The organism is Fictibacillus phosphorivorans, from assembly GCF_007673525.1.
GTDB lineage: Bacteria > Bacillota > Bacilli > Bacillales > Fictibacillaceae > Fictibacillus > Fictibacillus phosphorivorans_C.
This window is the reverse complement of the sequence record NZ_VDZU01000002.1, coordinates 56,642-79,534: the sequence shown is the minus strand read 5'-3', so window position 1 is coordinate 79,534 and position 22,893 is coordinate 56,642. Positions and strand designations below refer to the sequence as shown.

The window sequence follows — 22,893 nt, the reverse complement described above, 5'->3', positions numbered from 1 at the left end:
GTAGTTGATCTCCGCTCCAGGTTGCTCGCTTTCCATGGGGCGACCGGTGAGCCCCCTTGCCTAGTTGCAGTGACTAGCCCCTCGAGGTCAAAAGTTAAACGGTCAAGAAGGCAAAGTGCGCCTTCATAGCCCATTCAACTTTTGCTTGTCGGGGCTGAACGAGTCACTTCCACTTTTTCTGACTGCCGCTTTGCGCCCTTAAGGGTCTCACCTGTCTAGTTGCAGTGGCTAGCCCCTCGAGGTCAAAAGTTAAATGGTCATGAAGGCAAAAAGCGCCTTCACAGCCCATTCACCTTTTGCTTGTCGGCGCTGAAAGAGCCACTTCCACTTTTCGGTCTGACCGCTCGTCCCATAGGAGTCTCGCACCTTGCGCTACAATCAACTTGCATATGAAGAGAAAAACATAAAAACAACCTTTTGCTAAACTTCTAATTGATAACGGAACGGTTTTAGGATGAGTATATTGATTTAGTTAATAAAACATCACATAAGAAAAAGGATAAAACTTCTCGTCATCGCGAGTTAGTTTTATCCTTTTCTGTTTCAATTCTCCCTCACATTAAGCTGCGAGTTCTTTTTTATTTTCTTGAACTTCTTTTTTCAGCATACCAGCAATAAAAGCGGTAACGAATGAACCAATCAAAATGGCTAATACGTATAGCAACGGATTTCCGTTCACGATTGGAATTACGAACGCGCCTCCATGTGGTGCTGGAAGTCCGATACCGAATACCATTGATAAAGCACCAGCTACAGCGGAACCGATCACAGCGGCTGGAATTACACGACCAGGATCGGCAGCTGCAAATGGAATAGCACCTTCAGTAATAAAGGAAGCTCCCATAATGTAATTTGTCTTACCTGCTTCTCGCTCCGCTTTTGTATATTTCTTTTTAAATAATGTTGTTGATAGTGCAAGACCTAGCGGTGGCACCATTCCCCCCGCCATAATGGCTGCATGAGGGGCAAAGTTACCTGCATCGATCATCGCGATACCGAATGTGAAAGCTGCTTTATTGATAGGTCCACCCATATCGACAGCCATCATTCCGCCTAGAATTAAACCTAAGAATACAAGATTTCCAGTTCCCATGCCTTTTAACCACAACGTTAATGCGTCGTTCAATGCTTTCACGGGTTCAATCACAATGAACATCATGATCAGACCGGTTAGAAGGATGCCGAATAAAGGATAAAGAAGAACAGGTTTGATCCCTTCTAATGATTGAGGTAAACTGCTAAACAACTTTTTTAATCCAAGAACTAGATATCCTGCTAAGAAACCAGCGATCAGTCCGCCAAGGAAACCAGCTCCTCCTGTTGCGGCCATAAATCCTCCGACCATACCAGGCGCAAATCCTGGACGATCTGCGATACTCATCGCAATAAAACCTGCTAAAACAGGGATCATGAGAGCGAACGCGTTACCGCCACCTATTGTGCTAAGTGCTTCAGCGATCGGATGATAAGAAGGATCTTTCGGATCAGCTGCGTTAATGCCGAAAATAAACGAGATCGCAATCAGAATTCCTCCACCAACAACGAAGGGAAGCATATTGGACACACCGCTCATCAAGTGTTTATAAAACCCAGATCTTCCTGGCGAAGCATTTTTCTTCTCATCAACATTCGATGCTTCTCCGTTACTTTTATAAACAGGAGCATCTTGATCTAACGCTTGCTGAATGAGCTGTTGAGGCTTTCGAATTCCTTGAGCTACTGGAACTTGAATCACATGTTTACCGTTAAAGCGTTCCATCTCAACTTGTTTATCTGCAGCGACTATAATCGCATGAGCTTCTTCAATATCATCTTTCGAAAGTGCGTTTTTAATTCCGCTCGAACCATTTGTTTCTACTTTTAAGTTGACGTCCATTTCTTTCGCTTTTGCTTTTAGCGCATCAGCTGCCATATACGTATGAGCAATGCCTGTAGGGCAAGCTGTAACAGCTAGTATCTTCTGTTTAGAAGAAGAGGTAGGATTTTCTTCTTTTTCCATCTCTTTTTCTTTTGCGTCGATCGCGTCTAGAATTTCTTTTTCTGTTGCTGCAGATTCCAGACTTTTTCTAAAGTTGGGGTCAATTAAAAAGCTAGAAAGTCTGGAAAGTGTCGCTAAATGATCGTTGTTAGCGCCTTCATATGCGGCGATCATAAAGAAAAGATGTGCGTTCTGGCCATCCAAGGATTCATAGTCGATGCCATCTGTTGAACGACCGAAAGCGATGGCAGGCTCGCTAACGGCATTCGTTTTTGCATGAGGTATGGCTATTCCTTCTCCGATTCCCGTCGTACTTTGAGTTTCTCTTGCTAATATAGCTTCTTTATATGCCTTTTTATCATTCAGTTTTCCAGCTGAATAGAGTTTTTCAATCAGTTCATCTATGACGTCTTCTTTAGATTGAGACTGTAAGTTTAGTAAGATTGTATCTTTAGTTAATAAATCTGTAATTTTCATTTTTATTCCTCCTCATTACCGTAATTCTTCTATAACGATCTGTTTTCGTAAAGATTCTACTTGTTCTAATGTGCAGAGATCTTCTGAAAAAGCAGTAGCACTTCCTGCGGCAACTCCATATTGGAACGCGGTAGAGAAGTCGTGTTCTTGGGTAACCTGAGAAAGAAATCCAGCTACAACAGAATCACCAGCACCTACTGAATTTTTTACGGTTCCAACGGGTACGTTTGATATTAGAACGGTATCTTGGTTGAGAAAGGTCGCTCCATCTCCAGCCATAGAAACGATGACATTCTGTACCCCCGCTTCCAACAGCTTCTTCCCATAAAAAACAGCATCTTCTTTATTGTGGACGTTTGTATGAAAAAGTTCTCCAAGTTCATGGTGGTTGGGTTTGATCAAAAATGGCCGGTACGACAAGCTCTTACGAAGTGCTTCTCCAGCTGCATCAATGACAACATGAACACCTTTGACCATACATTTATTAGCAATCTCTGCATAAAAATTATCTGATATTGATGGTGGAATGCTTCCTGCAAGAAGAAGGAAATCACCTTTACTCATGTTATTGATTTTTTGAAGTAAATTCTGTTGGTTTTCTATAGAGATTACAGGTCCTTGACCATTAATCTCTGTTTCTTTATGAGACTTGAGCTTTACATTAATTCTTGTAACTTCTGAAACATCTATAAAATCATGCTGAATGTGATCTTGTGTTAAAAAGTCTTTGATAAAAGCACCTGTAAAACCACCCGTGAAACCAAGCGCAGTACTTTCTATACCAAGGTGTTTCAAAACTCGCGAAACGTTGATTCCTTTTCCTCCGGGATAAATAAATGTATCTGATGTGCGGTTTATCTGCCCTTCTTTAAAATCCTCCACTCGAGCTACATAATCAATGGACGGATTCAGTGTGCAAGTATAAATCATGATGTCACAACCCTTACTTCTGTCTTGTCTTGAAAATCATAGATGACGTCATCATCAATATCGTCCGTTATAATGATCGCCTCATTTAGTTCTGCTACTTTTGAGAAAGAAGTCTCATGAAACTTCGTATGATCAGCTAGTATGAATGCTTTTTGTGAAAGAGAGATCGCTAAATTTTTTACTGCTGCTTCTTCGGGATCTGGTGTAGTAAAACCAGCTTCGATGTGAATGCCGTTCATACCAAGGAAAACCTTGTCGAACCGATAGGAACTTAAACTTTTTATCGCACTGCTTCCCACAAGTGCTTTCGTTTTAGATTTAACGAGCCCGCCTATTAAGTACGTTTTAATCTCATGTTCACTTAACGCTTCAAGATGGGAGATGGCATTCGTTACAACTGTGATTTCTTTGTTCTTTAGATGAGGAATCATCCTTAGTGTTGTCGTTCCTGCATCGAGATAGATGCAATCCCCAGTCTGGACTAAATCACAAGCATATTGTGCAATTTTTTCTTTTTCTAAAGCGTTTCTCTCGGATTTTTCAAAAACGCTCAATTCTTCGCTTTTTTGGTGAGTAAGTGATGCTCCACCGTGTACGCGTTTTAACTTCTTTTCTCTCTGCAACTGACTTAGATCTCTGCGTATTGTTGATTCAGAGGACGCTGTTGCTTCTACGAGTTCTTGTATAGTTACTACTGACTTTTCGCCTAATACTTCAATAATCTTTCGATGTCTTTCAGGTGTAAGCATCCTGACACCTCCAAATGTTCTCTTTCTTTGACATCATTGTAACGTAAGCCCTTACATTTTTCAATCACAAACAATCAAAAATAATCAAAAACAATCATAACCAAAGTATTCCATTTCTTTTTGTTATAATGAGGGTACATAAGAAGTGAAGGTTGTGAGAAGCGTGAGTAGTATTGAATTACATACAGATTATCCAAAAACGAGGGTGACTTTAGCCGAGGATCTTAGATCATTAGGACTGAAAAAAGGAATGACCGTTATCGTTCACTCTAGCTTGAAGTCAATGGGATGGGTGGTAGGAGGACCTGTGGCAGTTGTACAAGCGTTGATGGACGTTATAACAGAAGAAGGAACATTGGTTATGCCTACACATACGGCTCATTATTCTGATCCGGCAGGGTGGCTGAATCCACCGGTTCCAAAGGATTGGTGGCCGACAATCATAGAAGAGATGCCAGCGTTTGATCCTGCTGTAACACCGACATATTTTATGGGAGCGATTGTAGAAGCATTTCGCACGTTTCATGGTGTTCTAAGAAGCAATCATCCAACAGACTCTTTTGCTGCATGGGGTAAAAATAAAGAAACGATCATAAACGATCATTCAGTGGATTTCGGCTTAGGCGAACAGTCACCTCTTGGAAGAGTTTATGAACTTCAGGGCCATGTTCTTCTGCTAGGTGTAGGCTATGATTCGAATACCTCCATGCATTTAGCCGAACATCGCGTACCGTCACCAAAAACAGAACAAAATGCAGGCCCATTTTTTAGCGATGGAAAAAGAGTATGGAAGTCGTTCACTCAAATTTCTTACCGAGAAGAATTGTTCGAAGAGATTGGGGAGGTTTACGAGCGAAATAGTTATCTTGTCAAAAAAGGAAAAGTAGGGATGGCTGATTGTCGATTGATTCCACAGAAAGAACTGGTGGATTTTACGGAGAAATGGCTATGTCAGTATGATCAAAGTAATAAACCGATTGAGCATGCTTAATGTTGTGAAAAGAAGGGTATGTTTAGTAGCAAATCCAATGAAATGAGGGAATTGCGATGAGGCGTTCCGTTCCAGCCACAATTATTTCATTCATAGTCGGTATCATTCAGCTAATCTTAATTTTACGTTTTATTTTTCAACTGTTTAATGCAAATGAAGGAGCAGCTTTCGCACAGCTCATATACGGTCTGAGCCAACCGCTTCTTTTACCATTTGCAGCGATTTTTCCAAACATCGAACTAGCCAATGGATTCGTGATCGAATTGTCTACGATTGTTGCAATCATTGTGTATGGTGTAGTCGGCATGCTGCTGAAAAGGCTATTCTCAGTAAGAAAGGCAGATCACGTTCATCGTGAAACAGTTATTAGAGAAGAACCCGTTATCCGAGACGAGGCAACGACTAGAGAAAAGAGAATTATCCGAGAAGAAAGAAGATAAGACTACAAAACGTACACCAGCAAGTTAGGTGTACGTTTTTTTATGTTACATTAATTAGAAGAAAAAAGAAGGTGGGAAGTAGAGAATCTTCTTTTTTGTTCGAGGATTGTTGCCCTTGAATTTTTTTCTTCACTTCATTGCAAGATGATTGGAGTGGAAGGTGCGAGACTCCTGCGGGACAGGCCGGCAGGTGAGACACTTAGTGGCGCAAAGCGGCAGTCCGAAAAGTGGAAGTGACTCGTTCAGCCCCGACAAGCAAAAGTTGAATGGGCTATGAAGGCGCACTTTGCCTTCTTGACTGTTTAACTTTTGACCTCGAGGGGCTAGTCACTGCAACTAGACAGGAGGCTCACCGCCTGCCCCGCGGAAAGCGAGCAACCTGGAGCGGAAATCAACTACTTCCAATCTCACATCGAAATGGTAAAAGCTATTAAAATTCTTATATATTATGCAATCGTAATAACTTCATATGTAGCAGATAATTCTACAAAATGTGCCATTCCTGAAATTTCTCCAGCCGCAAGCTCATTTTCTACGTTATAGTAATCAACACAAGTCTTGCAGGCGAACACTTTAACACCCTTATCTTCTATTTCTTTTAGATGCAGCGAACATAAAGACTGCTCTGTGAGGCAATAAACACCACGATTCATGAAAAAGATCGCAGCTGGAAGATCGGATTGCTGCTTCAAAACCGTAAAATACGTTTCCATTACGTTTTCTCCAAGAGCAGGATCGTTACCAGTACCAAATGAATCAGTTGTTACAAGAATGATTTTGTTCTGCACGTCAAATCACGCCTCTCTCATATTCTTTTGGCGTTAGCCAATATCTTTGTGTGAATTATACCACGCTTTGTTTAAACAAAGTCAGAGTTTGTTATGCTAGAAAGAGGAGGCTGATGGTTATGAATGAATCACTTTTTAACGTTATCGAAAAAGAAGAAGGACGTCGAGCAACTTTTGAAGTCCTTGAATATAAGCAGTTGCCTGTAACAAGTGCAGGTTCAAGTTCTTCTTACTACGCCAAAGAAACGGGAATATCGTTAAAACAAGTTCGGATCACATTGCGCCAAGGAGCGGTTCAAGCTGAAGCGGGAGCTTTGCAGTTTATGAAAGGTGATCTTGGTTTGAAGAGCAATGCTGGTGGAGTTGGAGGGTTCATGAAGAAGATGGCTTCCAATATCTTAACGGAAGAATCTCTTTTCAAACCATTATATGAAGGTACAGGAGAAATTTATTTAGAGCCCTCGTATGGTCATTACTTATTATTAAACTTAAACGACGAAGAAGTTGTTGCAGATCGCGGAATGTTTTATGCGGCAGAACCGTCTGTGCAATTGGGTGTAGCTAGACAAAAACTAACGTCTTCTATAAAAGGAGAGGATGGCCTGTTTCAAACGAGATTAAGAGGCTCAGGATTTTGTGTGCTTCAGAGTCCAGTTCCGCTTCAGCAGATCATGAAGATACAGCTTCATGATGAAAAACTGCAAGTGGATGGGAACTTTGCGCTCTTAAGAAAAGGGGATATCGATTTCTCTGTAAAACGAGCATCCTCTTCAATCATCGGATCTGCAACAAGTGGTGAAGGTTACTTGCACGTTTTTGAAGGTACCGGCGAGGTGTGGATCGCGCCTACACTAGGAAGATAAAAGAAATGCTGACATAAAAGGATGAACATAGCGCCTTTTCTGTCAGCATTTTTTATAGGCATTAATATACATAAGAAAACGAAATGTTGCACCTACTCTTCAAACTGCCCGTTGTTGTTAACTACATTGGCAGTATTGTTAGCATTACTGTCTTTCTCAACACTATTATCACTTGAATTAGTCACGACTTGTATAGGTACAGTCGGATTCATAACTTCTCCGCCATTTTTGTTAACGGAAATGGTTAAGATGCCATTCGTATATTGTGCTTTAACATCTTCGTTTCGAAACATGAAAGGCAGCTGGACGAATCGCTCTGTTCGTTTCATTGCCTTTCTTTGTTGAAAGTGCCCCGTCCGTTTATTTTTTGTTGACCGTACTTCTTCGCGTTGTGCTTTAATCTGAAGTCCTTGATTGAGGATTTCAATCTGAAGGTCTTCAGGATTATAGTCTTTTAGATTTGCACGAATCTTGTAGTCGTCTGTTGTTTCTTCTGTATCCACTTCAAACGACATCTGGTCTGCAAATTTCTCGAACTGATTGAGCCCTTTGTTGACGTATTGTTCAAAAGAATTTAGCCAGTCATCCATAGAACGGTTATTAAAAAAAGGCATCATTGGACCTTTGCCTAACATCTTTATACCCCCTAAGCATTGCCGGCATTATTAGAATCGAAAATATCAGGATCTAAAGTGTTTGTTGCGTTAACTACGTTTGTTGTTTGTATAAAATTCCCTGTGTTTCCTCCGCCAGAGCCGTTGTATCCTTTGCCTGTTGATTTGGGATTGATGACGAGTGTATCACCAAAATTCACAACCCCTTCTGCCGCATTAATATTAATAGGAGCTACAATTAAACAGGGCACTTTTAGCACCTCCTTCTTTCTAAAAAGTTACGATTGTGACGTCGTCCTTTACAGATAAGTTATGTAGGTAGAAGCCTAATGGTGAATGGAAGCGTTTAGGCACAAAAGAATGGGCGGATGCATAACATGTGAGAAGTACTTGAAAGTGGGGATGAACGTATATGCCAGCAATTGTGGGATCTGTATCAGTAAACTCCATATCGAGCGGCAGCGTTTTCCATGTGGGAGACGTCCAGACCATTTGCCCAGTCAGTTACGCAAAAACGTATGCAGGTGCGGGATCTTTCAATACAGGGGATAATCTTCGTCTGGAGAACGGCTATAATGTTACGTTTACACAAGACCCTGATGTAAATGACAGCAATGCAGCAGCAAATTTTTAAACGACAAGCAAATTCCTTAGGTAGTAGGCATACATCTAACTAAGGAGTTGATTGTATGAATGAAGAGAGCAACTATTACTTGAGTAAGCTTCAACAGATGGTCCTCGATCAGAATGATAAGATAAGTGACTTAGAAGATCAGATAAAAGCATTAAAGAAAAAAGTAAGCGATCTGTCGTCCCAACCTCAAAACATTGAATATAAGTTTGATCAATTAAAGATAGAAAAACTTGAAGGTACCCTGCACATTGGGCTTGGGTCTTCAAATGATAGCAAAGACTTGATCGAACAGTTCAATATTGGTCAGAATACCCTTCAGATGCCAGGGAAGATGGAAAGAAGTACGATCGAAAATCCAAACTACCGAGAGATGATTCAAGTGATGGATGGTTTCTTTGAAAAAGAAGCTCCTGTTTATTTAAAGTCACTTGAAAGCAAAATGAACATTCCGTTAGACGAACCCTATCGAATCTTCATCTTAGAAGATGTACAGCGGCAAGTGCCAGGACGGATCAAGCACTATCTCACAAAATATGAACCAAAAGACGAGCGGGGCAGAAGAGATATTATTCAAAAAACAAAAGAGGACATCTATCGTGGTATTGAGACGTTTATCGTACATTTACGAGATTCAAAGTCTACTGGAGGGGATGAGAGTGAAATTTTGCGTAACCAATCATGAGTTGTATGTAGGAGAGATTCACATCATCGGTGTAGGGTTATCGTCAGTCGTATTAATCGGAGACACAGATTGTATCAGTCTAGGATCTGCATTCGATACACCTCCAGAATCTTTAGTCTTAGGAACATCACTTGTTCCTCTATAGAGGTGTATGATGTATCGAACATCTGTCGTTGATTGCATCATATTAAATTCTCTTGCTAACTCAGGTGTACTGCAAACAGGAGATACTGACAAGATCAATAGCTTTTCTGCAGCATTAGCTATCCAGAGAGAAAGTACAAAGTTTGGAACGTTCAATGTTCCATACAGCAAATACAAAGTTTTCTCACAGCCCGTATTAGTTCCGGTTTGCCCGGTTTATAAGGTAAAGCAAACGTATCATGCGAACCCATATATTAGAGTTGGAAAAATAGATATCCTTGGGGTGTCCAGTTCATCAATCCTTCATATTGGATCGGTTAACGATATTAAACTTCAATCTCGTGTGAAGCATGTTCGTAATTTCTTAACGAATCCTAATCCGGAAAGTGAGGAGGAGGAAACATGAACCTTTTTGTTAGTCAGACGATCGTTATTCAGCAGATAAGAGTGGATGGCATACAAAACTCATCTGTGCTCCAAATAGGAAGCGCCGGGGTTATACAGCCGATATCGCAATTATTTAACACAGGCGGTTTTACAGGTCCTGCCCCTCAGATTCCGGATCCGGATACTGCTCCTTCTGTTCCTTTAGGGCCGCCTTCATAAGAGGTGATTGAATTGGACACTTGGAAACAAATGATGGACTGGAAAAGGATGGCCGAAGAATATTTTGGTGATCAGTTCTTTACACCAAATCAAAATCAAAGATCGCATAACCATCAAAATAATGAGAGTCCTCTTTGCAACATCTATGACACACCACAGGAAATATGCTGTGTTTTGGCGCTACCAGGTTTGAATCGTACAGAGGATGTTGAAGTTATGGTTGACCCGTTTAAGCTGACTGTACAAGGAAAGTTATCACTAACGTTAGATTCCTATCACTTAAGTTCAGAGGAATTTCAACTCGGGGCATTTAATCGAGAGATTCATTTACCTGAAAAAGTCCTCCAGGAGCCTGTTCAAGCTTTTTATCGAAAAGGGTTGTTGTTTATTCGGTTATTAAAAGATACACGACCAGGAGCAAACCAACGAAAGGTAAACTTAAACTGGGTGCAAGAATAGCGAGCGTATTCTTGACGGCCGGATTTGAACTACCTTACAATATAGGAAAACAACGGAAGGAACAGGTGTATACGTCCAATGCGCAATTAATCTGATTTTAGCCATTTACTTGAATAAAAAAGTAGAACGCTAGATAGGATTTCTCTGCCCATTTTTAGGACTTCATTACAGGCCTGTTTTTTTGTTGCAAAAAAACGTGTTATTGCGTGTTTTTTTGTGATACTTATTATGGCTTGGGCAGACCTCTCTAGTAAATAGGGGAGGTTTTTTTATGCTGCTATTAGAAGCAAAGCATTTAGAAAAATCGTATGATGGAAAATTAATTATAAAACAAACAGAACCGCTACAACTTTTTGCGAATGATCGAGTTGGTCTTGTTGGTTTGAACGGTACTGGAAAATCTACGTTTCTCAAATTAATCGCAGAAACTGAGGATAGAGATGCAGGGTCCATCCAACATAACGGAACACTTGCAATCGTAAGTCAGTTTGACCAAGAAGAGCAAAGTATTACTTCAAAAAGTGAGGTCGCTTGGAACCTGCAAGGCAAAAAGTATGACACGATGAGCGGTGGTGAAAAAACACGTACTCAAATCGCCTCTGCTCTAGAAAAAGACCCAGATATCCTTATCTTAGATGAACCTACGTCTCATCTTGATGTCGAAGGAATGGATCAGCTCGCAGGTGTGCTTCAACATTTTAAAGGAGCTCTATTGCTTGTCTCTCATGACCGTGTATTTCTAGATATGATATGTACGAAGATCATCGAAATCGATCACCAAACGTTTACGACATATCCAGGAAACTACTCAGAATATCAGATTCAAAAAGATCAACAACTCAAGAGAAAACATCTTGAATATGAACAGTATATTAAAGAAAAAGCTAGGTTAGAGAAAACGGCCAAGGAAAAAGCAGTAAAAGCGAGAGACATGAAGAACAAACCAACACGCATGTCTTATAGTGAAGCAAAGCTAGGAAAAGGAAAACTTCAAAATGCAAAGCGTTCACTTGAAAAAAAATCGAAAGTTATTGAAAAAAGGATCGAGATGCTCGATAAAAAAGAAAAGCCAAATAAGCAGCAAAACGTGGAATTTGATATACAACGATTCTCTAGGATTCATGGAAAACAAGTCTTAGCTGTTAAAGACCTTTCTTTAGGATTTGACGGAAAACAACTGTTTCAAAATCTTACGTTCTCTATAAAACCGGGGATGAAGATCGTTCTCACAGGCAAGAACGGAACCGGAAAATCTACATTGCTACAAGAGATCTATAACGGAAATGAAGCGATTGAAAAATCCAATCAGCTTAAAGTAGGCTACTTTCATCAGCATCTTAATATTCTAGATCCACAAAAAAGTATTCTTGAGAACGTGATGGGAAATAGTCTGTATGAAGAAACATGGGTAAGAACGATCTTGGCAAGAATGTTGTTTAAACGTGAGGATATTTTTAAACGAGTAGAAGTCTTAAGTGGCGGCGAAAAGATGAAGACTGCTTTAGCCAAACTTTTCTTGAGTGACTACAATGTATTATTGTTAGATGAGCCTTCCAATTACTTGGATTTGTTTACAAGAGAAGCTTTAGAAGAAGTCTTGGTAGCCTATCCTGGTACGTTTATCTTAGCTACACATGACAGACGTTTAATGGAAAAGACAGCTACACACATTCTAGAGCTGCAGCCACCTAAGGCATATTGGTTCGAAGGGGACTATACAGAGTTTAAGAAACAACGAAGCGGAACCCAAAACGAGCAGAATCACGATGGTGATGAGTTGCTAAAGCTGCAGTTTGAGATGACGGAACTGATCAGTCAGCTTTCCACCTGTTCAGATATCAATAGAAAAGGTGAGCTCGATCAGCGATATAATGAGGTACTCGATAGAATAAATAAGTTAAGGTCTTAAAAGAAAAGAGCCGTTCAATGATGAGCGGCTCTACTTGTTCTTATCTACTTTTATTGGCGGTTCTTCTTGATCATCGATTCCTGAATCATAGCCGATCTGATTGAGATCCTTTTCGTCAGCTACCGTACCTCCGGCCATTCCTTCGTTCATCATTCGGTCAACGTCTAAGTATAAATCTTTTTTACCTTCATTTTCTTTATCTTTTTTTGCCATGTTAATCAGCCTTTCTGTTTGAACTAGTATTAGAATGTCCCAATTTGAAACTTATTTGCAGCCAAGCCGTAGAAAATAATAAGTGAAAATCGAATTTATGTAGATTCAAATAAAGTAATTCTAAAGAAATGAGGAGATCGAAATGAAAAAAACAATATTGGCTGTTCTTTTGTCATTTAGTGTACTTACAGGGTGTTCAGCGGTCGAAGACGTAACGAACGGAATCAATTATGTACCAGAAGCAACTGAATATATTAACGAAGTGCAACAATTTTCAAAAGAAATTCCTTCGTTAGCGGAGAAAGCTGTCTCTGATCAAAATGCACGTGTTGAGTTAGAAAAGGCCCTTGAAGAAATGAATACAACGATTGAAGAATTTAATGAATTATCTCCACCATCTGTATTTGAAGATATTCATAATCAGGTGATGGAACATAATCAAACCTTCCAAGATGGAATAGATAAGTATCAAACGGCAGTAGAGAACGGAGAACTGACTCCTGACTTTTTGGAGAAGAGTGGGTTGCTAGATGATGTCAAAGTATACACTGACTTATTAAACGATATTAAGCAATTAGGCGAGTAATACTTTTTTCTTACTTTTGCCCATTTATTCAAAATTTCATGTTACATTTCGACTAAATTCGGGAATATGACAATGAGATAATTGGTGAGGGTGGGTAAAAGAATGGACGACTATCATATTAAGATTGAAGATTATATGCAGCTATTGAAGAAAAGATACAAAAAAGGCAGGCTTCAGGCGAAACAATATCGAAAACGATTAGAACTCATTCATCTCTGGCACATGCGAGGCGTGGTTAAAGTGCCAAAGGAATAACTTGAAAATAACCAGTCTTTGACGATAAATGTATAAACACGACTAGTCTTGGCAGGTGCAACATGAATTTAATAAATAATACGTTCAAAAAAGCTAGGCATACAAAATATGATTATTTTTATCATATTGCGTTTGCCGTTCTTTTCTGTTTATACAGTTTCCTCATGCTTTTTTCCAGCAAACTGCTGGGTTTTTTGTTTTTTGTTTATGGCTTAATCTTATTAGGCCATACAGTTTGGAAGGGAATCCGAACACGTTATTCCTTACCTTACATCTTGTTCGGACTAACCATACTTTTTTTTAGCAGATTGTTTTGGTTAGAGGCATTTTCCGTATTGCCTGTTTTCTTTTATGAAATTTTTCAGATCGGATTCTTCCTTGGTATCACCATGGGGATATGTTTACTTTATGGTGTAATGATTAAAGGAGCACCTTTAGCTAACAGACTTCAAACCCACGGTGTTCATAGCATGTACTTTGTTACAGGAAGCCTCTTACTTCCGTATACATGGATCTTCAGCTATGGAGCAGTTATGCAAGGAAATGATAGCAGCCTCATATGGGCATTGCTTATTCTCATTCTGTGGGGAGCATTATATTTCGCGCAGCTCGTTACTCATCATAACAAAGTCATGCTAGCTGCATTATTTGCAGTCAATATTGGTGTAGGATGCTTGGCGATTTATCGATGGATAAACATATTGACGTAAAAAGAGAGAAGCCTTTTATGGAGGCTTCTCTCTTTTTAGTTTCTTCTTAATTTAGCTAGCAGATGCAATATTTCAAAGTACAGCCAAATCAATGTGACCATGAGTCCGAACGCACCGTACCATTCCATATACTTAGGCGCTCCGCGATCTGCTCCATATTCAATAAAATCAAAATCTAAAACTAAATTAAGTGCAGCGATCACTACGATAAACAGGGAAATTCCAATCCCGATCGGACCTGTACTGTGTAGATAAGGAACACTCATTCCGAAAAAACCTAAGATAAAACTGGTGAGATAAACGAGCATGATTCCCATAGTCGCTGAGAAAACAATTAAACGGAAATTCTGAGTCACTTTTATGATCCTAAACATATATGCGAGTAACAAGGCAAACAACGTTCCGAAAGTTAAAGCGACAGCTTGCAATGTAATGCCATTAAATTGAGCCTCAAAGTTGGCTGATATCCCCCCAACTGCCAGTCCTTCTAGTGCAGCATATACCGGTGCAAGTAGAGGGGCTGTTTTAGGTACAAATGCAACGATTAATGCTGTTACTAGCCCTCCAACTAAACCGATCACGATTAAATGACCGACTGGGTTACCTAAATTGTATTGATACCAAGTAAAAATTGCAGATGCCATCAAGATAAGCAGAAGAATAAACGTTTTGTTTACTGTTCCTGACAAAGTCATTTTCTTGCTAAAAGACGTCCCTCTGAACTTATCAAAAGTGGAGCCTTTTAAAGCAGGATTCGCACTTCTCATGAAAATTCCTCCTTCTTTTCATACATCAAATACGTACCAACATCATCAAAGTTTCATGCGTTAAAATAATATGTCACACCATCCTTCATTATAATGACATTTCCAATGAATTTTAAAGATATTAGTAAATTTTGACTATTTTAGACAAAGACCGACAAAAATTTAACGTTATGGAAGTATTATATAGTTGAAAGAAGGGAGGTGAGTATATGCGTATATCAAACCTCATTATGCAGGGGTTAATCGCGGGTGCCGTCCTTTTTATTCCTGCAGAAGTTTTTGCAGAGAAAGAAGATGTGGAGAAACGGAATCAAAATGCTGAACGAAACAACCAGCAAATCGTACAGCAAGACAAAGTTACAGATCGTGTTCCTGTACAAGCAGCAAAGCAAGTAGGAACAGCGTTGAGAGCAAAGCCGACTGAAAGTAAGGGTAAAGCGGGGTTGAATAAACCTCAATCTAAGCGATCTGAAACAAAGTTGTTGAAGAAAGTTCCGATATCGAAACAAAAAAATTCTCGAAATGCAAACTACCGAAGCAAGGTAAAAAAATCAGTTCCTCAAAGACAAACGAAAGAACATGTCCCGGTGAAGCAGACTGAACGAGTAATTCAGGTAGAGCGTTCTGAATTGAAAAAGTCTGAATCATCAAGTGCAATACATAGAAAAACAGTGGTAAACAAATCCGTTCCAAAAAAAGAATTGGTAAAGGTACTTAGAAAGAAGCCAACTCCATTAAAGGAGAAAGTTAGTCATCCACAAATGAAAAAGGATGTCTCTCCTTTATCAAATAAGAAGTCTTCAAAAGTACCTCCGCATCCTGTTTCAAAAGTAATTCCAGCTGCTACAGGACAAGGATCCTCCTCACCGACAAACCATTTGGATGGTGGGAGCGGAACAGCGTCATTTGCTAACTTTAAAGCTAGCTTAATGTTGCCGATCATTTTTGAAGATGGGGAAAAGGTTTCTGTGTATTTTGGCAGAATGGACCTCTTAAGAAGTCAATGGGTGAACGCACCGCCAGGAATACCACCGGAAAAGGCTCTTTAATTTTTCTAGAAAATTGTGATGTGAACAACTATCTGAAAATTTAAGGAGCGAATAAAAATGAAAAAAGTCAACCGTACATTTGTAAAATCTATCGTATTTGCTGGAACATTAACTCTTGCAGCTGTTGTAGGTACTGGGGCTGCTGAGGCGGCTGGGCACCAATCAGAAAAGGCTATTGCTGCTCAAAGTGCAAAAGGATCTCAAGGTCACGTACAAGCTAAGGACGAAAAGTTTGAAAAACCAGCTAAAGTTACTGTGCAGATTCAAAAGCCAGTAAAAGTTGAAAAACCAGCCAAACCTGAGAAAACAGCTACGAAGCCAGAAAAAGCTGAAAAAGATAAGAGTCATTCTCAAGCTGCTGAACATGCGAGTGAAACGGCTAAGAAACACGCTGCTCCAAATGCGGCGGTTCACGCTGTTTCGACTAAAGCAGAAGAGCCTGCAGCAAAATCTGTTACTGAAGAACCTACAGCAGAAGTTGTAGTTCCTGTTGAGGAAGAAAGAACAGAAGTTATTGAAATTGAAGTTCCAGTTACAACGAATCCTGAAGAGGGTAAAAAGGAAGATTCAGTAACAGATGATGAGGATGCTACTCGTAAAGAGGATATCGAATATGCTTCGGATGAAGATGCGGTTAAAGAAGACGATGAAGATTCTGAAGATGAAGCAGTTCAGAAGAAAAATGCAGATAATCCAGTAAAAGAAGAAGATAAAACAGATGTTATTGCTGATGATGATGCAGTTAAAGAGGACGATGATGCTGAGAATGGAAAAGACCATTCTGATGATGAAGATTCTGAAGACAGAAAAGAGAAGCTAGAAAACAAATCTCTTCAAAACAAAATCAACTCTAATGCGTTTGAGCGTTCAAATGAAAACGCAAAAATGCATGCTGCGCCAAATGCTGCAGTACATGCTGATGCTGAAGTTACAGAAGAAACACCTGTGACTGAAGAAACTTCAACTGAAGAAGAAGTAACAGAAGAAGCTCCGGCGACTGAAGAGACTACGACTGAAGAAGAAGTAACTGAGGAAGCACCAGCAGCTGAAGAAACAACGACTGAAGAAGAATTTTCTGCACTTTTGAACAAAATTCGTTCATTAGCAGCTGAGCATGCTTCTGAAAATGCAAAGCTTCATGCAGCAATCAACGCGGCAATTTTAGCAGTTGAAGATGTTTTAGAAGAAGATGCTTCAGAAGTTGTTGAAATACCTGCAATTGAAGAAGATACAACTGAAAATACGGTTGAAATCACAGTAGAAACGGCAACAAAATAGAAAAAATGCAGTCAGGGATTCGCGGTCCCTGGCTTTTTTGTATTGAAATATTTCTTTATAAGTCTTCGGAAAAATTTATGAGTCTTCAAACTTTTTTATAAGTCCTCAAAAAAATTTATAAGTCTTGAAATGCTTTTTATAAGTCCTCAGTTTTTAGACAGCACCATGCAATGACTATATATTCCAACGTTTTCTTTTATATGTTCAGGGAAGTATATTCTTAAAGACGCAAGGAGGTGGGATAGTGCTACAAAAAGGTGATGTTGCACCGAATTTTACGTTACCATCTACATTAAAAAAAGATATCTCATTATCAGATTTTAAAGGAAAGAAAAATGTCCTTGTGGCTTTTTATCCACTAGATTTCACGCCTGGCTGAATTAAGGAAATTACCTCTTGGAAAGAGGATTACAAACGCTTTGAAGATGCCAATACAGAAGTGCTTGCGATCAGTGTTGATCACATATACTCACACAATGTCTTTGCGGCAGCCCTAGGAACCTTGCCTTACCCACTTTTAGCCGATTGGCACAAAAAAGTAACTAGTAAGTTTGGTGTTCTTAACGAAGAAGATGGAACTGCTATTCGATCATGTTTTGTTATCGATCAAAAAGGTGTTGTTCAATTCAGCAACCATACGTTTGATGCGAATGAAAAGCTTCAATATGAAGAAGTATTTAAAGCTTGTGAATCATGTGGAAAAGGAGATTAGCCTGTGGACCAGGAACGTAAGAATCACGAACCCGTTGAAGATCCGACTGCTCACGCAGAACAAGAGATCAACGCTTATTTTTATGATGAGAAACAACAAACCGATGGCCATCCCACTGATTATATGAATAGTGAGATGCCAGCTATTAATATTGCTAAACCTGATGATGAAAAATAAGGCTGCTTTTTAGCAGCTTTTTTATTTTGTGGCTTATTTCTCATATCTTTTGAAACCGGCAACACATAAGCAATGTTGTGGTACTATATAAGCAGAAGTATGCTGATATAGGAATAGGAAGGAACAGCTGAATGAATATTTTTTTAACTGGAGCAACTGGTTTTCTAGGTGGTCGCTTAATTCAAAATTTGGCGCGTGAAGGTCATACACTTTATGTGTTAGCGCGAAACTTACAAAAAGCTGAACAGCTTCTTCACAAGACAGCTGATTTGAACGGCGTTATTCATATTATTCAAGGGGACATCACAGCTCCTCGCTTAGGTATGACGAAGGAAGCGGAGCAAGAGCTTACAGATAAAATTGATGTATTTTATCATATGGCTGCCCTAGTGAAATTTGACTTAGACCTTAAAGATGAACTTTTTCAAATAAATTATACAGGTACTCAACATGCACTTCATGCTGCAAAGAACATGGGGGTATCGCATTTTTATTATGTAAGCACAGCCTATACACTTGGCAAAGACGAATTTGCTAAAGAAGAATTGCACAGTGTGAACAATGTATTTAACAATCCGTATGAAGAAAGTAAATGCAAAGCAGAGCACTTATGTATGGAGTTCACAGATCGTTTTAACGTAAGTATCTTAAGACCGGCGATCATTATTGGTGACTCTAAGACAGGAGAAGCGGACTCTAAGTTTACGCTGTATGGATTACTCAGAAGCCTTGAGGTCTTTAAGAAAAGGTTTCAGAGAAAAGGAATGGGAGATCGCGTCTTCCACTTATTGTGTGAAGAAGGCAGTACGCAGAATCTTGTTCCTGTCGATTATGTAGCGGATGTTTTATCTGGTGTTTTAAAAAAGGGAAGAGAAACAAAGATCTATCATATTACAAATAACAATCCGCCGCTTAGTGCAGATGTTTTTCAGGTTATGAGGGAAAAAGCGGGACTTGAGCTGTTTAAGCTTGCTCCGTACGATTATGAGCCATCTCTTAATGAAGAAGAACAGCTTCTCAACAGCGTGATTGATGTTTATAAAAATTACTTGAACAGAAATATTACGTTTGATGACAGCAATACGCAACGAATGCTAGAAGAATTAGAAGCTGCACCCCTTCAGATGGATATGCCGATGATCAAACGGATCATTGAGGGGTATCAGAACGCTTCTGCCCAAAAATAAAAATATGCATCTATTTACATTTTATGCATATACTGCTATAGTGTAGAAGTAAAGTAACTAATCTTAACGAAACCCAAGGAGGTATGTATGATGAGACAACTTAATGGATTGACTTCAGAGAGTGTAATTTATGTACAGCCTATTGGGACAATGAAGAATCGCAAGTAGTTTTTTTGCGTATGTAATATCTTCTCTTAAATTTGTCATTTAACCATGGGCTGTACAACAGTGCCATGGTTTTTTATATGAAGAGGGGTATTTGTGTACCTTTCTTTCTGTAAAGAACCTAAGTATGTATATTTAGGTTCTTTTTATTTTGCAAGAAAGACTTTTTACTAAATCATTGTTTCTAAGAAGTAATTTTTGTTCCTTTTTCTCCTTTGAAAATGATTGTAGTGTAAGGTGGGAGACTCCTGGGGGATCAGCGGGACAGGTGAGACACCTAAGGGCGCAAAGCGTCAAGGTGGCTCACCGCACGCCCCCCGGAAAGCGAGCACCTGGAACAGAAATCAACCACATTCTAGGACAACATTGTTTTAGGAAAAGTTTTATAAAAAATGACAACATTTATTCGGAGGGTATTACATTGAATTTAAAATCATTAGGTTGGAATCAAACATTTGAAGAATCGTTTAAAACATATGAAAATCAAGATCTTGTTCCAGGAAGAATAAGTGTAGAGCACAAAGGGCTCTATAGCGTTCTAACGGAGCATGGTGAATTATTAGGTGAAATCACAGGCAAGATTCGCTTTAATGCAACAGGGCGTCATGATTTCCCAGCAGTTGGAGATTGGGTAGCTGTTCAGGCTATTCCGCAAGAAGGAAAAGCTTACGTCCACGGAATCCTGCCGCGCAAAAGTAAGTTTTCTCGCAAAGCAGCCGGCTTAACAACGGATGAACAGATTGTTGCGACAAACGTAGATACGGTCTTTTTAGTAAATGCTCTAAATCAAGACTTCAACCTTCGCAGACTCGAGCGCTATTTATTAATGGCGTGGGAAAGCGGTGCGACTCCAGTTATCGTTCTAAGCAAGGCGGATCTTTGTGATGATGTTCAAACGATATTAGATGAAGTGGAAACTATTGCGTTTGGAGTTCCGACATTTGCAGTTAGTGCAGAAACAGGTTTTGGTCTTGAGGATCTGGCAACTTATATTTCAGAAGGGGAAACCGTTGCTCTATTAGGTTCCTCAGGTGTTGGGAAATCCACGCTTGCAAACAAACTTTTCGGGTCAGAGGTATTGAAAACGAACGTTATTCGTGAAGAAGATGGAAAAGGAAAGCATACGACCACGCATCGTGAACTGCTTGTTCTTGATCGTGGTGGAATCTTAATCGATACTCCAGGAATGAGAGAGCTTCAATTGTGGGAAGGTGACAGCAGCTTAAGCCAGAGTTTCCAGGATGTTGAAGGATATGCGGAACTATGCCGTTTTCGTGATTGTACACATCAAAATGAGCCTGGTTGCAAAGTGCAGGAAGCGATTGAAACAGGTGAGTTAAAGAAAGATCGATATAACAGTTATGTAAAACTTCAGCGTGAATTAGCTTACTTTGCTCGCAAAGAAGATCAGAAGTTAGCGAATGCCGAAAGAGCAAAATGGAAAAAACTCGCTGGTGACCGCACGCGCGTTCATCGTAAATAATTGAAATGGAAGAGGAATGGTTTTATAACCACCCCTCTTTTTTTGCCTATTGATACTGAATGATTAACTTTCAAGTATTAAAAAGGATTTTCATAGGGAAACATCAAAATAAGAAGAATGAGGAGGGATGAGATTGGCACAAGTATTTACGATACAAACGCATCAAAGAGATGAGATGTATGAGATTACGAGTACATTAGAGGCTTATCTAGAAGAGCAGCGTGTAAACGATGGTGTGATGTACATATATTGTCCGCATACGACAGCAGGAATAACAATTAACGAGAATGCAGATCCAGATGTTGTTCATGATATGTTAATGCGCTTGGATGAGGTGTATCCGTGGGAACACCCTAAGTATCGCCATGCTGAAGGAAACTCTGCTTCACATCTTAAAGCAAGTACCGTTGGGTCTTCGCAAGTGGTATTTATTCAGAACGGCAAGCTCCTCTTAGGAACATGGCAAGGTGTTTATTTTTGTGAGTTTGATGGTCCACGAACTCGAAAGTATCACGTTAAAATATTGAACAAATAAAAGTATTTATTAAAGACTCACTGTCTCTAACAGTGAGTCTTTTTTTATTCCTACTAAAGTTCTAGATGGGCGAACTATAAAGAAATATGTTGAATAATAGGGAAAACTTTTAAATTTAACATAAAAATTCTATTTTTCCAAAAATTTAGTTGTCTAATCCCTTTTCTTCATGTACTATTTTTTTAAATAGTGGAAATTATCATAATATTCAAAACAAGGGGGATTTTAGGTGGGGATTATGAGAGGGTTAAAAGTATTAGCGGTTTCTGCATTATCACTAGGACTTTTGGCAGGTTGTAATTCTTCTGGCGGTTCAGAAGGAAGCAATGGAGGGGGCGGAAGCGGAAAGGTAATTAAAATCGCGACTCAAACTCCTTTGTCTGGCGGTAGTGCAACACTAGGGGAATCTATTAAGCTTGGTGCGCAACTGGCGCTTGAAGAGAATAAGAAGAAGTTTGAAGACTTAGGGTACAAGCTTCAGCTTCAGCCGTATGATGATCAAGCAGATCCTAAAAAAGGTGTAGCAAACGCACAGCTGATTGGTTCAGATAAATCAATCCTAGGGGTAGTGGGTCACTTGAATTCAGGCGTCTCCATCCCGTCATCTGAAGTTTATGAAAAGTATAAAGTGCCGATGGTTTCTCCAGCAAATACTGCGACAGAAGTAACGGATCGTGGACTTAAAACAGTTAACCGTATCGTAGCACGTGATGATTTCCAAGGCCCTGCAGGTGCAGACTTTGCAATCAATAAATTAGGAGCGAAGAAAATCTTTGTTATCCAAGATAAAACCGCTTACGGAACAGGTCTTGCAGATGCGTTTAAGAAGGCAGCTGAAGAGGCTGGAGCAGAAATTCTTGGTTACGAAGGAATTACCGTTGGTGAGAAAGACTTTAACGGTGTACTTACACAAGTATTATCAAAGAAACCTGATTTAGTGTTCTTTGGTGGATTATACACAGAAGGTGGGCAGTTGATCAGACAAGCTCGTGACAAAGGAATTAAGATTCCATTCATGGGTGGAGATGGAATGGATTCTTCTACTCTAGTTGAGATCGCTGGTGATTCTGTAAAAGACGTTTATTATACTTCTGTAGCAGCTGATGCAAGCAAATCAACAGAAGGCAAAGATTTCTCTTCAAAATACAAAGAGAAGTTCAACAAAAACGTAGAGTCTTATTCAGCTTATGGCTATGATTCTATGAGCGTACTATTAAAAGGACTTGAGGCGGCGATCGAAGGAAGTGACGGAGATCTTCCAGCACGTGAAAAAGTAGCAGAAGAAATCCGAAAGATTCAAGATTTCCAAGGTGTTGTAACAAAAGTCGGGTTTGATGATATCGGTGATAACAAGTTTGCAAAAGTCTACATCTACAAGTTCAGTGAAGCTAAATATCCAGGCGTTCAAGAAGGCGAAATCAGTAAGTAAACTTATGTTTACAAGAGAGGGAATGACCCCAACGGCCATGTCCCTCTTCTTTTTTACATACTCCCCAGACGTGAAAGAGAGGA

Annotated in this window: 29 protein-coding genes; 21 read left to right on the top strand and 8 right to left on the bottom strand. The window is 39.6% G+C overall.

What is annotated here, in order from left to right:
* Nucleotides 1-559 precede the first annotated feature (559 nt).
* Genes FS458_RS18030 through FS458_RS18020 form a run of 3 tightly spaced genes read right to left on the bottom strand, consistent with a single transcriptional unit; the run spans nucleotide 560 to nucleotide 4,134 of the window.
* On the bottom strand, nucleotides 560-2,455 hold the full coding sequence (locus FS458_RS18030) for a PTS fructose transporter subunit IIABC (RefSeq protein ID WP_144704019.1): 1,896 nt from the start codon (nucleotides 2,453-2,455) through the stop codon (nucleotides 560-562).
* A gap of 15 nt (nucleotides 2,456-2,470) precedes the next feature.
* Nucleotides 2,471-3,385: a 1-phosphofructokinase gene (gene pfkB / locus FS458_RS18025; RefSeq protein WP_144704016.1), complete on the bottom strand. Its 915-nt coding sequence runs from the start codon at nucleotides 3,383-3,385 to the stop codon at nucleotides 2,471-2,473.
* Nucleotides 3,382-4,134, bottom strand: a complete 753-nt coding sequence (locus FS458_RS18020) for a DeoR/GlpR family DNA-binding transcription regulator (protein WP_144704013.1) — start codon at nucleotides 4,132-4,134, stop codon at nucleotides 3,382-3,384. The genes pfkB and FS458_RS18020 overlap by 4 nt, the downstream gene beginning before the upstream one ends.
* A 163-nt stretch (nucleotides 4,135-4,297) precedes the next feature.
* On the opposite strand from FS458_RS18020, the gene FS458_RS18015 reads away from it, so the two are divergent.
* Both FS458_RS18015 and FS458_RS18010 read left to right on the top strand, forming a co-directional pair.
* Nucleotides 4,298-5,125 (top strand): aminoglycoside N(3)-acetyltransferase, encoded by an 828-nt coding sequence (locus tag FS458_RS18015; protein ID WP_260858807.1) that lies wholly within the window; start codon nucleotides 4,298-4,300, stop codon nucleotides 5,123-5,125.
* 56 nt (nucleotides 5,126-5,181) lie between these two features.
* Complete coding sequence (locus FS458_RS18010; protein ID WP_144704010.1) at nucleotides 5,182-5,565, top strand: YggT family protein; 384 nt, start codon at nucleotides 5,182-5,184, stop codon at nucleotides 5,563-5,565.
* Nucleotides 5,566-6,011: 446 nt separating this feature from the next.
* Here the strand turns inward: FS458_RS18010 and FS458_RS18005 are convergent, their stop codons facing one another.
* Nucleotides 6,012-6,353 carry a DsrE family protein gene (locus tag FS458_RS18005; RefSeq protein ID WP_144704007.1) on the bottom strand — a complete coding sequence of 114 codons (342 nt, stop codon included), beginning with the start codon at nucleotides 6,351-6,353 and terminating at the stop codon, nucleotides 6,012-6,014.
* 119 nt (nucleotides 6,354-6,472) lie between these two features.
* On the opposite strand from FS458_RS18005, the gene FS458_RS18000 reads away from it, so the two are divergent.
* A complete protein-coding gene (locus tag FS458_RS18000; protein WP_066391059.1) occupies nucleotides 6,473-7,216 on the top strand; it encodes an AIM24 family protein in 744 nt (247 codons plus the stop codon).
* A gap of 92 nt (nucleotides 7,217-7,308) precedes the next feature.
* Here the strand turns inward: FS458_RS18000 and FS458_RS17995 are convergent, their stop codons facing one another.
* Nucleotides 7,309-7,851 carry an Hsp20/alpha crystallin family protein gene (locus tag FS458_RS17995; protein ID WP_144704004.1) on the bottom strand — a complete coding sequence of 181 codons (543 nt, stop codon included), beginning with the start codon at nucleotides 7,849-7,851 and terminating at the stop codon, nucleotides 7,309-7,311.
* A gap of 11 nt (nucleotides 7,852-7,862) precedes the next feature.
* Nucleotides 7,863-8,081 (bottom strand): spore germination protein, encoded by a 219-nt coding sequence (locus FS458_RS17990; RefSeq protein ID WP_066391061.1) that lies wholly within the window; start codon nucleotides 8,079-8,081, stop codon nucleotides 7,863-7,865.
* Nucleotides 8,082-8,242: 161 nt separating this feature from the next.
* Between FS458_RS17990 and FS458_RS17985 the strand changes: the two genes are divergently transcribed.
* The 7 genes from FS458_RS17985 (at nucleotide 8,243) to abc-f (ending at nucleotide 12,264) form a co-directional block, all read left to right on the top strand.
* Entirely contained in the window at nucleotides 8,243-8,464 is a 222-nt protein-coding gene (locus FS458_RS17985; protein ID WP_066391062.1) for a spore germination protein, read from the top strand.
* A gap of 55 nt (nucleotides 8,465-8,519) precedes the next feature.
* Nucleotides 8,520-9,146 (top strand): spore germination protein GerPC, encoded by a 627-nt coding sequence (gene gerPC, locus FS458_RS17980; RefSeq protein ID WP_144704001.1) that lies wholly within the window; start codon nucleotides 8,520-8,522, stop codon nucleotides 9,144-9,146.
* On the top strand, nucleotides 9,115-9,291 hold the full coding sequence (locus FS458_RS17975) for a spore gernimation protein GerPD (protein ID WP_144703998.1): 177 nt from the start codon (nucleotides 9,115-9,117) through the stop codon (nucleotides 9,289-9,291). Before gerPC ends, FS458_RS17975 begins: the two co-directional genes overlap by 32 nt.
* Nucleotides 9,292-9,300: 9 nt before the next feature.
* Nucleotides 9,301-9,696: a spore germination protein GerPE gene (locus tag FS458_RS17970; RefSeq protein ID WP_186320643.1), complete on the top strand. Its 396-nt coding sequence runs from the start codon at nucleotides 9,301-9,303 to the stop codon at nucleotides 9,694-9,696.
* A complete protein-coding gene (locus tag FS458_RS17965; RefSeq protein WP_066391066.1) occupies nucleotides 9,693-9,896 on the top strand; it encodes a spore germination protein GerPB in 204 nt (67 codons plus the stop codon). The genes FS458_RS17970 and FS458_RS17965 overlap by 4 nt, the downstream gene beginning before the upstream one ends.
* A 12-nt stretch (nucleotides 9,897-9,908) precedes the next feature.
* Nucleotides 9,909-10,355, top strand: coding sequence for an Hsp20/alpha crystallin family protein (locus tag FS458_RS17960; protein ID WP_144703992.1), 447 nt, complete (start codon nucleotides 9,909-9,911; stop codon nucleotides 10,353-10,355).
* 271 nt (nucleotides 10,356-10,626) lie between these two features.
* On the top strand, nucleotides 10,627-12,264 hold the full coding sequence (gene abc-f / locus FS458_RS17955; protein WP_144703989.1) for a ribosomal protection-like ABC-F family protein: 1,638 nt from the start codon (nucleotides 10,627-10,629) through the stop codon (nucleotides 12,262-12,264).
* Between the two features lie 30 nt (nucleotides 12,265-12,294).
* On the opposite strand, the gene FS458_RS17950 is transcribed toward abc-f, so the two are convergent.
* Nucleotides 12,295-12,477, bottom strand: a complete 183-nt coding sequence (locus FS458_RS17950) for a hypothetical protein (protein ID WP_144703986.1) — start codon at nucleotides 12,475-12,477, stop codon at nucleotides 12,295-12,297.
* 142 nt (nucleotides 12,478-12,619) lie between these two features.
* Between FS458_RS17950 and FS458_RS17945 the strand changes: the two genes are divergently transcribed.
* The 3 genes from FS458_RS17945 (at nucleotide 12,620) to FS458_RS17940 (ending at nucleotide 14,028) form a co-directional block, all read left to right on the top strand.
* Nucleotides 12,620-13,063, top strand: a complete 444-nt coding sequence (locus FS458_RS17945) for a DUF6376 family protein (RefSeq protein ID WP_144703984.1) — start codon at nucleotides 12,620-12,622, stop codon at nucleotides 13,061-13,063.
* A gap of 102 nt (nucleotides 13,064-13,165) precedes the next feature.
* The gene (locus FS458_RS20850) at nucleotides 13,166-13,318 is read left to right on the top strand and encodes a hypothetical protein (RefSeq protein ID WP_153238238.1); all 153 of its coding nucleotides are present in this window, start codon (nucleotides 13,166-13,168) and stop codon (nucleotides 13,316-13,318) included.
* A gap of 62 nt (nucleotides 13,319-13,380) precedes the next feature.
* Nucleotides 13,381-14,028: a hypothetical protein gene (locus FS458_RS17940; protein ID WP_144703981.1), complete on the top strand. Its 648-nt coding sequence runs from the start codon at nucleotides 13,381-13,383 to the stop codon at nucleotides 14,026-14,028.
* A 35-nt stretch (nucleotides 14,029-14,063) separates the two neighbouring features.
* Here the strand turns inward: FS458_RS17940 and FS458_RS17935 are convergent, their stop codons facing one another.
* Nucleotides 14,064-14,795 carry a Bax inhibitor-1/YccA family protein gene (locus FS458_RS17935; RefSeq protein WP_144703978.1) on the bottom strand — a complete coding sequence of 244 codons (732 nt, stop codon included), beginning with the start codon at nucleotides 14,793-14,795 and terminating at the stop codon, nucleotides 14,064-14,066.
* 209 nt (nucleotides 14,796-15,004) lie between these two features.
* Between FS458_RS17935 and FS458_RS17930 the strand changes: the two genes are divergently transcribed.
* From FS458_RS17930 to FS458_RS17895, 8 genes are all read left to right on the top strand, one after another.
* Nucleotides 15,005-15,844, top strand: coding sequence for a hypothetical protein (locus FS458_RS17930; protein ID WP_144703975.1), 840 nt, complete (start codon nucleotides 15,005-15,007; stop codon nucleotides 15,842-15,844).
* Nucleotides 15,845-15,901: 57 nt separating this feature from the next.
* Complete coding sequence (locus tag FS458_RS17925; protein WP_144703972.1) at nucleotides 15,902-17,122, top strand: hypothetical protein; 1,221 nt, start codon at nucleotides 15,902-15,904, stop codon at nucleotides 17,120-17,122.
* 244 nt (nucleotides 17,123-17,366) lie between these two features.
* Nucleotides 17,367-17,834 (top strand): redoxin domain-containing protein, encoded by a 468-nt coding sequence (locus tag FS458_RS17915; protein ID WP_260858805.1) that lies wholly within the window; start codon nucleotides 17,367-17,369, stop codon nucleotides 17,832-17,834.
* Between the two features lie 3 nt (nucleotides 17,835-17,837).
* Nucleotides 17,838-18,011: a hypothetical protein gene (locus FS458_RS20845; RefSeq protein WP_186320641.1), complete on the top strand. Its 174-nt coding sequence runs from the start codon at nucleotides 17,838-17,840 to the stop codon at nucleotides 18,009-18,011.
* Nucleotides 18,012-18,142: 131 nt separating this feature from the next.
* On the top strand, nucleotides 18,143-19,198 hold the full coding sequence (locus FS458_RS17910) for an SDR family oxidoreductase (protein ID WP_144703962.1): 1,056 nt from the start codon (nucleotides 18,143-18,145) through the stop codon (nucleotides 19,196-19,198).
* A 586-nt stretch (nucleotides 19,199-19,784) separates the two neighbouring features.
* Complete coding sequence (rsgA, locus tag FS458_RS17905) at nucleotides 19,785-20,846, top strand: ribosome small subunit-dependent GTPase A (RefSeq protein ID WP_144703959.1); 1,062 nt, start codon at nucleotides 19,785-19,787, stop codon at nucleotides 20,844-20,846.
* A gap of 133 nt (nucleotides 20,847-20,979) precedes the next feature.
* Nucleotides 20,980-21,381, top strand: a complete 402-nt coding sequence (locus tag FS458_RS17900; RefSeq protein ID WP_137791554.1) for a secondary thiamine-phosphate synthase enzyme YjbQ — start codon at nucleotides 20,980-20,982, stop codon at nucleotides 21,379-21,381.
* Between the two features lie 238 nt (nucleotides 21,382-21,619).
* Nucleotides 21,620-22,810: a branched-chain amino acid ABC transporter substrate-binding protein gene (locus FS458_RS17895; protein ID WP_186320656.1), complete on the top strand. Its 1,191-nt coding sequence runs from the start codon at nucleotides 21,620-21,622 to the stop codon at nucleotides 22,808-22,810.
* Nucleotides 22,811-22,893 lie beyond the last annotated feature (83 nt).